The organism is Laceyella tengchongensis (assembly GCF_900182735.1).
Taxonomy (GTDB): Bacteria; Bacillota; Bacilli; order Thermoactinomycetales; family Thermoactinomycetaceae; genus Laceyella; species Laceyella tengchongensis.
On sequence record NZ_FXTU01000004.1, the window covers coordinates 118604 to 130976 of the forward strand.

At 51.7% G+C, this 12373-nt stretch carries 11 protein-coding genes; 6 read left to right on the forward strand and 5 right to left on the reverse strand.

Going from position 1 to position 12373, the window contains the following annotated elements:
• Positions 1-378: 378 nt before the first annotated feature.
• Entirely contained in the window at positions 379-1233 is an 855-nt protein-coding gene (locus QQZ12_RS10045) for an undecaprenyl-diphosphate phosphatase (RefSeq protein ID WP_416332433.1), read from the forward strand.
• A 67-nt stretch (positions 1234-1300) separates the two neighbouring features.
• Here the strand turns inward: QQZ12_RS10045 and QQZ12_RS10050 are convergent, their stop codons facing one another.
• The 4 genes from QQZ12_RS10050 to QQZ12_RS10065 form a co-directional block, all read right to left on the reverse strand.
• Positions 1301-1525 carry a hypothetical protein gene (locus tag QQZ12_RS10050; protein ID WP_102993368.1) on the reverse strand — a complete coding sequence of 75 codons (225 nt, stop codon included), beginning with the start codon at positions 1523-1525 and terminating at the stop codon, positions 1301-1303.
• 197 nt (positions 1526-1722) lie between these two features.
• A complete protein-coding gene (locus QQZ12_RS10055; RefSeq protein WP_102993367.1) occupies positions 1723-2550 on the reverse strand; it encodes a carbohydrate ABC transporter permease in 828 nt (275 codons plus the stop codon).
• A 1-nt stretch (position 2551) separates the two neighbouring features.
• Positions 2552-3472, reverse strand: a complete 921-nt coding sequence (locus QQZ12_RS10060; RefSeq protein ID WP_223247984.1) for a carbohydrate ABC transporter permease — start codon at positions 3470-3472, stop codon at positions 2552-2554.
• A gap of 114 nt (positions 3473-3586) precedes the next feature.
• On the reverse strand, positions 3587-4837 hold the full coding sequence (locus QQZ12_RS10065) for an extracellular solute-binding protein (protein WP_102993366.1): 1251 nt from the start codon (positions 4835-4837) through the stop codon (positions 3587-3589).
• A 459-nt stretch (positions 4838-5296) separates the two neighbouring features.
• On the opposite strand from QQZ12_RS10065, the gene QQZ12_RS10070 reads away from it, so the two are divergent.
• The 5 genes from QQZ12_RS10070 to QQZ12_RS10090 all read left to right on the forward strand — a co-directional run bounded on the left by QQZ12_RS10070 (position 5297) and on the right by QQZ12_RS10090 (position 11552).
• A complete protein-coding gene (locus QQZ12_RS10070) occupies positions 5297-6337 on the forward strand; it encodes a LacI family DNA-binding transcriptional regulator (protein WP_102993911.1) in 1041 nt (346 codons plus the stop codon).
• A gap of 147 nt (positions 6338-6484) precedes the next feature.
• A complete protein-coding gene (locus QQZ12_RS10075) occupies positions 6485-8446 on the forward strand; it encodes a glycoside hydrolase family 15 protein (protein ID WP_102993365.1) in 1962 nt (653 codons plus the stop codon).
• A gap of 269 nt (positions 8447-8715) precedes the next feature.
• Positions 8716-10272, forward strand: a complete 1557-nt coding sequence (locus QQZ12_RS10080) for an ABC-F family ATP-binding cassette domain-containing protein (protein WP_284724371.1) — start codon at positions 8716-8718, stop codon at positions 10270-10272.
• Between the two features lie 188 nt (positions 10273-10460).
• Positions 10461-11216 carry a hypothetical protein gene (locus QQZ12_RS10085; RefSeq protein WP_102993363.1) on the forward strand — a complete coding sequence of 252 codons (756 nt, stop codon included), beginning with the start codon at positions 10461-10463 and terminating at the stop codon, positions 11214-11216.
• Positions 11217-11351: 135 nt separating this feature from the next.
• On the forward strand, positions 11352-11552 hold the full coding sequence (locus tag QQZ12_RS10090) for a YwbE family protein (RefSeq protein ID WP_102993362.1): 201 nt from the start codon (positions 11352-11354) through the stop codon (positions 11550-11552).
• On the opposite strand, the gene QQZ12_RS10095 is transcribed toward QQZ12_RS10090, so the two are convergent.
• The gene (locus tag QQZ12_RS10095) at positions 11549-12259 is read right to left on the reverse strand and encodes an endonuclease/exonuclease/phosphatase family protein (protein ID WP_102993361.1); all 711 of its coding nucleotides are present in this window, start codon (positions 12257-12259) and stop codon (positions 11549-11551) included. The genes QQZ12_RS10090 and QQZ12_RS10095 overlap by 4 nt on opposite strands.
• Positions 12260-12373 lie beyond the last annotated feature (114 nt).

Here is a 12373-nt window from a genome sequence, read left to right on the forward strand (position 1 = left end):
AAGAAACAGGTAAGGCGCAATTAAATCTTTGATTCGATAATAATCTGGGAAGTTGATGAAAAAGGTGTTTCACGCAGATGGATTCACAGGCCCGAATTTTTGTGGGGAGGGAGAGACAGAATGTGCTCATCAACACAGCATAATCAGCATACATAAGAAACAAGCCGTTGATGAGCAGCTCCACGGGAAGGTGCGTTACCAACAACCTCTGGCCGCGAGCCAAGTGCTTTTTTTTCTTGGGGTTTTTTGCGTTTTCCTGCGACGGTTGCATCCGCTTGATTCAGATTGTAAGTTTGTCTCTATAGGTTCAATAAATTGAACCAACTTCCTTCTTGCAACACTGTTATAATCAGAATAGGTTTGAATTGAAACAGAATAATGCACACACATCGTGTCAGGAAAGGTGAGGAATTGAACTTGTGGGACATTATCGTAGCCATCATCTTGGGGCTTGTTGAAGGATTGACAGAGTTTGCCCCGGTTTCGTCCACGGGACACATGATTATTGTCGACGATCTGTGGTTGAAATCGAAAGAGATATTTGGACATGACGTGGCGGTAACATTCAAAGTCTGCATCCAGTTGGGTTCGGTTCTGGCTGTGGTCGTTGTGATGAAAGACCGCTTTATCGACCTGTTGGGACTGGGCAAGAAGACGGATGGAGAAGGCAGCCGCCTCAAATTGACCCAAGTGATTGTCGGTCTGTTGCCGGCTGGCATCTTGGGGCTGTTGTTTGAAGATAAAATTGAGGAATTCTTTACTGTTAATTTGGTTATCTACTCTTTGATCGGCGGCGCTATTTTGATGATTGCCGCAGACTGGTTCCGTCCGGCTCGACCCAAAGTGGAGACGGTGGATCAGATTACATACAAGCATGCGATCGGGATCGGGTTGTTCCAATGCATCGCCGTGTTGTGGCCGGGCTTTTCCCGTTCTGGGTCGACCATTTCCGGCGGGGTGTTGATGGGCTTGAGCCACCGTGCGGCCTCGGATTTCACCTTCATCATGGCTGTACCGATCATGTTGGGGGCTAGCACCGTATCCTTGCTCAAAAACTGGGAGCATTTCACAATGGATGCATTGCCGTTTTTCATCGCTGGCTTTGTGAGTGCCTTTATCTTTGCCCTGCTGTCAATCCGTTACTTCCTGAAGCTGATCAACAAAATCAAGCTGGTGCCGTTTGCCATTTACCGCATCGTGCTGGCGTTGATCTTGTTCTTTGTCGTATCTTGACCATACCAAAAAACCACCTCAGATGCCTGGTTGCCAGGCTTGGGGTGGTTTTTGTATTGGGCCGATCTTACCAATATCTATATCTCCGATAAGGTCTCCGATATGGAAAGAAAGGAGCGGTGAAAAACGGAAAGGGACGCGGGAACGGAAAGGTGAAGAAGAAGAACGGATAAAATTGTTGCGTCTGGGCGTCGGGCGTCGGCCAAGCGTTGTGCGTCATCAATTCCTCCCCAAACGCATAAGGCGCATGTTGCTCTTCATATTCATGTGCATAGGGCTGGTTTTGAGTCATGATAGGCACCTCCCATGGATTTATGATTATTCTATTCTGGGGGCGTTTGTTGGTGCTTGGCCATACCCGAGAAGAAGGAAGGACACAAAAAAAGAACCCCAAAGGTTGGGGTTTTAGGACGGTTGGGTTTAACATTCAACTCTTCGTTTGCAATCACCTAGCTGGTCTTGTCTTGGGCTGAAAAATCTTGCGGCTTTTTACCCTTTGGTGCCACCGGCGGTCATGCCGGAGATCAAGTAGCGTTGCGCAAACAGGAAGAAGCACAAGACCGGCAACGTGATTAGGATTGCGGCAGCCGCCATCAGGTGGTAGTCGGTGTTGAATTGATTGACGAACTGCTGCAAGCCAATCGGCAAGGTGTACATCGTTTCTTCATTCATTAAGGTGATGGCGATCAAAAATTCATTCCAGGCGGTGATGAAGGAATAAAACGCCGTCACAGCCAGGCCGGGCAAGGAGAGCGGCAGGACGATCCGCACAAAGGTACCCAAGTGGGACAACCCGTCTACCCGGGCCGCTTCTTCTAGCTCATAAGGGATGGTGTCGAAGAAACTTTTCAAGTTCATGATGCAAAAAGGCACCGAAACTGTGGAGTAAGCCAAGATAATACCAAAGTAACTGTTTAGCAACCCCAGTTTGTTGATGATCAGATAGAGCGGGATGATCAGCAGCGCGCCAGGAAACATCTGCGTGATCAACACGCTGAGTTCCACGCCGCTTCGCCCGCGGAATTTATAGCGCGAAATGGCGTAAGCCGCCGTCGTCGACAAGACCAAGCCGACCAAGGTGGTAAACAGGGCGATCAAGACGCTGTTCTTAAACCAGGTTAGGAAGATTCCATTCGAGCGGGTTAAGACAGTCTTGTAGTTTTCCAAGGTGAAGGTTTCGGGAATCCATTGGATCGAGCTGGAAAAGACCTCCGCTTCCGGTTTGAAACTGGTCGCCAAGATCCAGAGAACTGGAAACACGGCAAGAAAGCAGGAAATGATCAATATCAGGTGTACCCATCCGTTTGATTGGCGCATCTCAGTAATACACCCCCTCGTTGGCATTGGCTTTTAGCACGCGTCGATAAAAGAGAGTGAAGACGATGAGCACGCTCAGGATCACAACCCCGTAGGTTGAAGCGATTCCCAAATTCCAATTGCGGAACGCTTCCCGGTACGCGTAGGTCACTAGGATTTCGGTGGAGTGAACCGGACCGCCGCCCGTAATCAGATAAATGATGTTGAACATGTTGAATGTCCAGATGATCCCAAGTGTGGTGGCAGTAGCGGCGACGGGTTTCAGCAGGGGCAAAGTGATGTTTTTCAGCTGTTGCCACCAGGTGGCGCCATCGATGCGCGCTGCCTCATATAGCGACTCCGGGATGCTCTGCAAGCCGCCCAAGAGGGTGACCATCATGAACGGAATGCCGATCCAAACATTGACCAAAATGGCCGAAAACATCGCCCAGAAGCTGTCTCCCAGCCAGGGCACGGCAGGGAGGCCCAGGTTTTTCAATACTAAATTAAACAGGCCGTATTTGTCGTTGTACATCCATTGCCAAGCGAAAGCGCCAACAAAGGAAGGCACCGCCCAAGGGACCATGAGCAACATCCGGTAAATGCCTCTGCCTTTGATCTTGCGATTCAGCAGCAAAGCCAGGAACAAGCCCAAGGTGAAGTGGAAAAACACGTTGACGAAAGTCCAGATCGCTGTTTGTACTAAAACGTCACGGAAGACGGATTTGGGTTGGAAGATGGTGCCGAAGAGGTCGCTGTAGTTTTTCAAGCCGATCCATTCATAGCTGGGCGGCAGGAATTGGTTGCCCATGTTGTATTGGTTCATGTTGGTAAAGCTGTACGAGATGCCTTGTGCCAGCGGAATAAAAACGAGCAAGGTCATAACGATGAACACAGGTGCCAAGAAGACATATGCGATCCACGCATTATTACGGGTACTCACTTTAGCCCGCCTCCTTCCATCATTGGCGCTTTTGCGCAAAGAGTGTGAAGAGGGAAGAGGGCTGTCCGCTCCTCTTCCCTTTGGCCCGCCAGCGGAATGAATGCGGGCGGACAATTATTTCTTAAGCAACTTCTTCCAAGATTCGGCCACTGCATCCAACGCTTGTTGCGGTGTTTTTTCTTTTTTGAAGGCAGCTTGGATTTCCGGATTGAACGTGGTGTAGATCTGGCCGCCTTCCGGGATGACTGGGCGGTTGGTCGCTTTGTCGAGGACGGGGCGCCAGTCGTTGACCAAGCGATTTTCCTTCACTTCTTTCAGTTCAAACGCCGATTTGCGGGTCGGGATAAGCCCGTTTTTGGAGGCGAACTTGGCTTGGTTTTCCGCATTGGTCAAGTAAGCGATAAATTTGTAGGAGGCTTCTTTGTGTTTGGAACCAGCATAGATGACGAAGCCGTTCCCCCCGACCGGAGATCCGGTTTTGCCTTCCGGGCCGGCTGGGATCGGGGCGATGCCCAGGTTGTTTGGATCTTTGAATTGCTCACCTTGCAAGAGATCCGACGTGGCCCAAGGACCTTGGAAGACCATTGCAGCGCGCCCGGTTTTGAACGCTTGTTGCAGATTGTTGTAATCGTTGGCCGCGCTGAACTCGTCGGGCATCACTTTATCATCCCGCAGTTTGAGCAAAAATTCCAATCCTTTGACCGATCCGGCGTTGTTGATTTGAATTTCTTTATTCTCCGTGATTAACCCACCACCAAAGGCCCACATGAAGGGCTGAAACCAGTAAGCGTCCGACTGGCGGTAATAGAATCCCCACTTATCTTTGGCCGGGTCGGACAAGGCTTTAGCCATTTGGTAAAATTCGTCCATGGTTTTGGGTGGTTCCTTAAATCCTTTTTCCGCCAGCAGTTTTTTGTTGTAAAGCAGGCCGAGCGCATCGGTCACTTGGGGTACGCTCCAGGTTTTTCCGTTCCACTTGCTGTATTTGAGGGCATTATCCAAAAAGTCGTCTTGGTCTTTGAAGTAATTATCGAGGGGTTCCAGCAGGCCCAATGCGGCGAATTCCGGTGTCCAAGCGATTTCAGAACGAAGGACGTCAGGGCCCTTGCCCGCTTGGGCCGCGGTTTTAAATTTGTTCTGCCCTTCGGCAAACGGCACGTTTTCCATTTTGACTTTGATGTCTTTGTGCTCTTTTTCGAAATTGGCGATAATTTCTTTCAATGTTTCTGTCTCTTCCGTATTCATCGTGTTCCAGAAAGTGATGGTGACCGGTCCAGATGACTGTTCGGTGGCGGAAGGGCTACAACCGACCAGCAACGAACCCGCGAGCGCGACGGAAGCGAAGGTGCGCAAAAATTTTTTCATGCCTGTTAGCCCCTTTCTGTGGGATGTACTGTTGAAATGTCTGGGTGGTTACTCGCCCATGCCGCTTTTTAGGGATGGCAGGGGACAAGGGAAAAAGAGGATCGATGATAATGACTAGCCCAACATTTCAACATCAGTGCAAACGTTTTCGCAAAAAGACGAGATGAGGCAGTTCTCCTGTATGACTTATCCTACACCAAAAAGAGGGAGTTGGAAAGCGTTTGCACACGACCAAATATTGCCTAAATAAGGCATAAACAACGATATGTAGAGATTGTCTTTAAATTTCGTCTGTTTTCTAGATATTTCTTTGTTATATTAATGCTAGCTTGCGATAAATGTGTTATTTTGAGCGAAATTAAAAGGTTTTTGTGTAGCAGAAAAGGGGAGGTTTACAATCTTTGGCCTTTCCGCTAGGATAGGATATACAAACGTTTGCACAAATTTGGAGAGAAAGCGATGCCTTCTGTAACCATTAAAGATGTGGCGCGGTTGGCGGGGGTATCCCCTTCTACTGTCTCCCGCGTCATCTCTAATCATCCGCGCATCAGCAAGGCCACCGCCGAAAAAGTGCGGCAAGCGATGGAAACGCTCGGTTACCATCCCAACATGACAGCGAAGAAGCTGGTCTCCAAGAGCACCAAAACGTTGGGGCTCGTGTTGCCGCGTTCGGCCGAAGAGCTGTTTGCCAACCCCTTTTTCTCTGAAGTGTTGCGGGGCATGCTGGCTTGCGCGAATCAAAAACAATATGACTTGTTGATGTCTTCGGCCAATAATCCGAAAGAAGAAATGGAAACGGTTACCCGCATGGTGTTGGGGCGTCAGGTGGATGGGATGATCCTGATCAAGCCCCGCAAAGCGGACCCCGTAATAGAAAAATTGCTAGCGTTGGATTTTCCGTTTGTGGTGTTGGGGCGCTCCCTTGAGCATCCTGACGTGCCGGCGGTGAACAATGATAACATCGCCGCGGCTTTTGATGCGACGGTTCATTTGATCAACCAGGGGCACCGCCGCATCGGGTTTGTCAGCGGTCCGCCGGAGTTGGTCGTGTCGGGCGACCGCTTGGCTGGTTATCAAAAAGCGTTATCCCAGGCGAAATTGCCACTTAGGGACGAATGGGTGATCGCGTCAGACATTTTGCCTAAAAACGGATTTCACGCTGTCTCCATGGTGATGAACGCACCTGACCGGCCCACTGCGTTTGTGGTGTCCGACGATGTGGTCGCCTTTGGCATGATTCGCGAATTGGTGGGAGCCGGTTATCAGATTCCCGAGGATGTGTCTGTCGTCGGCTTTAACAACATCGTGCTGTCGGAATTGAGCAATCCGCCGATGACGACAGTAGATATCGGCATCTACCATTTGGGCTATCAGACAGCGCGCCACTTGATCCGGATATTGCAAGGGGAAAAAGTGCCTGAACCAAATGTGACCGTGCCGCATCGGCTGGTGATCCGCCAATCGGTCAGATTTTTACCCCATGTTGACGATTCCCTTTGATTTTTGCCGATGCAAGCCGTCGGTGCCAACGCTGTGCCTCATTCGCCGCAAGGATGGCGGGGCGTTCATCGGGGAAAAACTTCCCTCGCATGCCGCTCCGCCGGCAACCAAAATCTCATCTCGATTGTATCGAAAGGAGCATCATCCATGAACAGATCGCCCATCACCCAAAAACCTTATCTCAACGATGCTGTGATCGGTAATTCTTCCATGTTGGCCGCTTTGGACGCCCGCGGCGAAATTCATCGGCTGTGGTGGCCGCATGTGGATATGCCGCAACATGTGGAAACCATGAAAATGGGGGTATTGGTGGACGGAATGCAGTCGGCGACGAGCTGGCTGGAGAATGAACAAGCGTGGAGCCATGAGCAAGCCTATTTGCCCGGAACCAACATCCTGCGCACGCAGGCGACAGGATGGGATGTTCCCTTGGTGGTGGCGACAACCGACTTCGCAGTGCCGGATAAAGATTTGCTAGTGCGTCATGTCACGTTGACCAATAAGGGAGAACAGCCCTTGTCCCTTTCGTTTTTCGTGTACGCTTCTCTGCAGATCGCTGAGCATGCCTTGTACAACACCGTAGCGTTTGAGCGGCAGATCGACGGATTGCTTTATTTCCGCCACCAGTATGCTTTTGCGCTGTCTGGTGCAAACGATTGCGCGGGCTATGCGATTGGTGATGCATTCCACCATGCGTCCGCAGGTTATCTGCCGGGTGATGCGATTGGCATGGTGCCGCACGGGGCTCTGTCATTTCGGATGACCTTGGCACCGGGAGAAACGCAGGTGTTGCCGCTCTACTTGGCCGCGGGCTCGACCGTGCATGAGGCGATTGCCAACATGCAGGAGGCCAAGCAGGTGACTGCTGACAAATGGTTGGCCCGGACGGAAGCTTATTGGCGCGCATACTTGCAGGAGGCCAAACCGTTAGCCCTGGCGAATGAACGGGTGCAAGCGATCTATGAGCGTTCGTTGCTCGTGTTTAAGCTGATGTCCGACCAGAAGACAGGGTGCGTGATTGCGGCGCCGGAGTTTGATGAAGCCTTTACCCGCTGCGGCGGTTACGCATACTGTTGGGGGCGCGACGCGGCTTACATCACCACGGCGTTTGACCAAGCGGGACTAACTTCGCTATCCCGGGCGTTTTACCGTTGGGCGGTGCTCGCGCAGGACCCGGACGGTTCTTGGCAACAGCGCCACTATCATGACGGCCGCTTGGCTCCGTCGTGGGGGTTGCAGATCGATGAAGGCGGTTCGATCTTATGGGGAATGCATCAACATTTTCTTGTGACCGGTGACCGCGCTTTCCTAGAAGAAGTGTGGCCGGCTGTGGAGAAAGGGGCTACCTTTTTGCTCAACTTTTTAGATGAAGAGACGGGATTGCCCCTTCCCAGCAAGGATCTTTGGGAAGAGCGTGAAGCGGAGCACACGTATTCGGCGGCAGCTGTGTTCGGCGGCTTGACTGGTGCGGCTGCCATCGCGCGAGAGTTGGGCCACGCCTCCTTGGCGGACGCTTGGCTTGCGGCAGCCGACAGCATCAAGCGGGGGATGGAACAGAACACAGTTGACGAACGGACGCAAACGTTTCTGCGTGGGATCAAGCGCTCCGTGAGCGAAACGGAGTATGAGGAAGCGGTGGCCCAAGGCAAACTGGTCGCCACCGTGACGGACGACAAGGGGTATGTTCGCCGCCAATTGGCGCAAGATGATGTGAAGGATATCAGCTTGATCGGTTTGTCTGTTCCATTCCAGGTGTTTGACCCCGAAGATCCGCGGATGGTCGCCACGGCGGATGCGATCGAACAGACATGCACCGCTCCGGTGGTGGGAGGGATTCGCCGTTATGAAGATGATACGTACATCGGGGGAAACCCGTGGATCCTGACCACTTTGTGGCTGGCGCAATATCGCATCTTGCAAGGCCGTTTGAGCGAAGCCAAAAAACATTTTACTTGGGCGGTAGAGCATGCCACAGCGTTAGATCTTTTGCCGGAGCAAGTCGATAAAGCGACCGGGGAGCCAGCATGGGTAGTGCCGCTCACTTGGTCGCACGCGATGTTTGTGCTGACTGCCCAAATGCTCGCAGAAGCGGGCGTGGAAACGATCTAAACAACCATGGCCCTATAAGTGAAGCCCCTATCGGCAACTGTAGCCGATGGGGGATTTTTGCTTTGAGGCTGGCTTCAAGTCACTCCGCTATCAAATGACTTCCCCCTCGTCCGATTTTTGGCGCTTGGTTTTTAACAAATCCGGGATGGTGCTAGTAGGAAAGACATGCTACACTCAAATGGATGCGCTCCCGATCGGTCGGGGGTTATTGGGTGTGGATGAAAGCTTTAGCATAGAAGCTTCAGTATAAATGGAAGAGAGTGTCGCACATGAGCATTCTGACAGTTAAAAACTTAAGCCACGGGTTTGGCGACCGCGCGATTTTCCAAGCTATGTCGTTCCGGTTGCTCAAAGGGGAACATGTCGGCCTGATCGGGGCCAATGGCGAAGGGAAATCCACTTTCATGAACATCATCACTGGGAAGCTGGAGCCGGATGAGGGCAAAATCGAGTGGGCTTCCAAAGTGCGCGTCGGCTATCTTGATCAACATGCCGCGCTGAAAAAAGGGATGACGATTCGCGATGTGCTGAAAAGCGCGTTTCAATATTTGTTTGATATCGAAGCGGAAATGAACGAAATATACGCCAAGATGGCGGAGGCCACTCCGGACGAGCTGGAACGGCTGATGGAAGAGGTGGCCCCCTTGCAGGATTTGCTGACCAACAACGATTTCTACACAATCGATGCCAAGGTGGTGGAGATCGCCAGAGGACTCGGATTGGAGGATATCGGTTTAGATCGGGATGTGCATGAGTTGAGTGGGGGGCAGCGGACAAAGGTGCTGTTGGCCAAGCTCCTGCTGGAGAAGCCGGATATCCTGCTGTTAGACGAGCCGACGAACTATCTGGATGAGCAACATATCACATGGCTACAGCGTTATTTGCAAGAATATGAAAATGCGTTTATCCTCATCTCGCATGACATTCCCTTTTTGAACAGTGTGATCAATCTCGTCTACCATATGGAAAACCAGCAGCTAAACCGATACGTGGGTGATTATGACCGTTTTAAGCAGGTATACGAAGCCAAGAAACAACAGTTGGAAGCGGCCTATAAAAAGCAACAGCAAGAAATCGCGGAGTTGAAAGATTTTGTGCAACGCAACAAAGCGCGGGTGTCCACAAGGAATATGGCGATGTCTCGCCAGAAGAAGCTGGACAAAATGGAAGTGATTGAGCTGGCCAAGGAGAAGCCGAAACCGGAATTTCACTTTAAAGAAGCGCGTACGTCCGGCAAATTGATTTTTGAGACACGCCAATTGGTCATCGGCTATGATGAGCCTTTGTCCCGCCCGCTGGATTTGCGGATGGAGCGTGGGCAGAAGATCGCTTTGATCGGGGCGAACGGGATCGGGAAAACGACGTTGTTGCGTAGCATCTTGGGTGAGATTCAACCCCTCTCCGGCTCGGTGGAACGGGGGGAGTATTTACACATCGGCTACTTTGAACAAGAGATCAAGACGGCCAATCACAACACATGCATCGAAGAGATTTGGAATGAGTTTCCCGGATTTACGCAGTTTGAAGTGCGCGCCGCCCTTGCCAAGTGCGGCTTGACCACACAGCATATCGAAAGCAAAGTGGAGGTGCTAAGCGGCGGGGAGAAAGCCAAAGTGCGCCTGTGCAAGCTGATCAACAGAGAAACCAACCTGCTAGTGTTGGACGAGCCGACCAACCACTTGGATGTGGATGCCAAAGATGAGCTGAGGCGGGCATTAAAAGCGTATAAAGGAAGCGTGCTGATCATCTGCCACGAACCGGAGTTTTATCGTGACGTGGTGACCGATGTGTGGAATTGCGAAGCGTGGACGACAAAAGTGTTTTAAAAGGTCAGATGGGGATTCTGACCACCTGGAGTGAAAATTTAACATCGGCTTAGGAACCTTTTTATGGGCAAGCGCAGGCGGGGACGTTTCCCCGTCTTTTTTTCGGCAAGAAAAATGGGGTTGTCCCGCCTCCGTTTTTTTAATAAATAAAATGCGAACATGCATTCGTATTCGGGGGTTGATCAGCGATGAAAAGCTTCGTTCCCACTTTGGTCATGAGTGAATGTTGGCCCGAATCTTTTTCTTTTGTCGATCAATATGGGGGACGGCCTTGGGGATTGCCGGAAGCGTTGTGGCCGTCTTGTTCAAGTTGTGGCCGGGCGATGCCTTTGCTGGCACAGTTTGCCCATCATCCGAAGCGGATTGATCTCGGGCGCGAGGGCAGGCGTGTCTATCTTTTTTTGTGCCAAAATGAGAGGGATCACTGTTACGAGGATCATGCCTTTGTTTTCCTAGAGGCAGAGCAGTGCACAGGCAGATGGACGGAGCGACCCACTTCGGCCTCCGCGCTGTTGCCATCAGTTACTGTTGTCGGTTGGCGGGAGAAGGAGGATGGCATTTCACCGGAGGATTATGTTCGTTTTTTCCAACGCTTGGAGGAAGGTGGGAAAGCCTGGTCGAGCCTATCTGAGATGGAGACCAAGCTGAAGGGAACCCCCACATTCATCCAACAGCCGGGTGGAGATGCGGCTACTTTTGCCGGGCAGATCGATTGTTTTTTGAAAGTGATAGACAACATTCCGCCGGAGCTGTGGCAGAAGGATCAGCTTGGGCGTTCGATTTATCAGTCGCCTACAGAGGGACCGCTCTTCATGAGCCGCAGTAAGGAAGAAGGCATCGCTTACCTCGACTTTGTCAATTTCGGCGATTCGGGGATGGGATATTTCTTTATCCGGCCCGATCGCGAGCGGCCCGAAGGGAGTTTTTTCTGGGATTGCTGTTAGCGATGAAGGGCAGTTGTCCCGTGACGGAGCAGCGGATGGTGATCTTCTGCCTCGCAGGGGTGGGTGAATCGGGATATACTATGGAAAAAGCTTGCCTTGCCACATGGCAAGCTTTTCTCATGGGAGGTTCACTAGATGGATGGACGGACACGCGCTAACATCGCACCAGGAATGGAAGTACGGATTGTGTTGAAGCGGGATCAGCGGACAGGGAAGTTAACTCAGGGAGTGGTGAAGGAGATCTTGACGAATTCACCGACACATCCACACGGGATCAAGGTACGCTTGCAAGATGGACAGGTGGGTCGGGTCAAGGAAATTTTGTCTAAGACTTAATCATCCAGCCGCAGTTTGGCAATTAAGGGGAGATGGTCGGAAGCTTGCGGCAGGGGAGTAGAGACTTCTGCCTGGATCACTCGCCATTCCGGGCTGACAAAGATATAGTCCAATTGCCAGCGTGGATGGGGTGCCGGATAGGTGAGCAAGGGCTTTTTGCCTCTGGCTCGACTGATGTCCGTCAGGTGGGATGACAGCTTTCGCCAAGCGGCGGAATCGGGGCGCATGTTCCAATCGCCCATCAGAATGACAGGGTGGGTCTCTTGTGTCACCCGATGCAGGATGAAATCTGTCTGCTTGCGGTGAAGCCAAGGATTGAGAGGGAGATGGGAGAGATAAACCTTGATCGCCCGCCCATGAAACTTCAGCTTAGCTTCCAGCAATGACCGGTTTTCGGCGATGCGGCTTCGAAAAAGATGGTTTTGTGACGCGAGAATGGGTAGACGGGATAAAATGGCGTTGCCAAATTGGCGGTCGGGGCCAAGGGTTTGGGCTTTGCCAAATAAATGGTGCATCCCCAGCCGTTGGGCCAACCAATGGGCTTGATCCAGATAGCAACTTCGTCTGGAAAAGCACCGATCCACTTCATTCAATCCGATCACATCCGCATTTGCGGTTCTGAGCACATGCAAAACCCTCTCCATGTCCCACCGCCCATCGCATCCGCGGCCGTGGTGCATGTTTAACAACATCACTTTTAGTCTCACGCTTCATCCCTCCACCTCTCATCTTTACCATGTTCGCTGGCTTGAATCAAGTAAATCGGCCCAGGCGGGAAACCCACTGGCGCCGGAGGGGAGGCCCGCCCCGCCAATGCGCCG

Coding starts and splice junctions, on each gene's coding strand:
- QQZ12_RS10045 (WP_416332433.1), top strand. CDS start 379: ATGCACACACATCGTGTCAGGAAAGGTGAGGAATTGAACTTGTGGGAC.
- QQZ12_RS10050 (WP_102993368.1), bottom strand. CDS start 1,525: ATGACTCAAAACCAGCCCTATGCACATGAATATGAAGAGCAACATGCG.
- QQZ12_RS10055 (WP_102993367.1), bottom strand. CDS start 2,550: ATGCGCCAATCAAACGGATGGGTACACCTGATATTGATCATTTCCTGC.
- QQZ12_RS10065 (WP_102993366.1), bottom strand. CDS start 4,837: ATGAAAAAATTTTTGCGCACCTTCGCTTCCGTCGCGCTCGCGGGTTCG.
- QQZ12_RS10070 (WP_102993911.1), top strand. CDS start 5,297: ATGCCTTCTGTAACCATTAAAGATGTGGCGCGGTTGGCGGGGGTATCC.
- QQZ12_RS10075 (WP_102993365.1), top strand. CDS start 6,485: ATGAACAGATCGCCCATCACCCAAAAACCTTATCTCAACGATGCTGTG.
- QQZ12_RS10080 (WP_284724371.1), top strand. CDS start 8,716: ATGAGCATTCTGACAGTTAAAAACTTAAGCCACGGGTTTGGCGACCGC.
- QQZ12_RS10085 (WP_102993363.1), top strand. CDS start 10,461: ATGAAAAGCTTCGTTCCCACTTTGGTCATGAGTGAATGTTGGCCCGAA.
- QQZ12_RS10090 (WP_102993362.1), top strand. CDS start 11,352: ATGGATGGACGGACACGCGCTAACATCGCACCAGGAATGGAAGTACGG.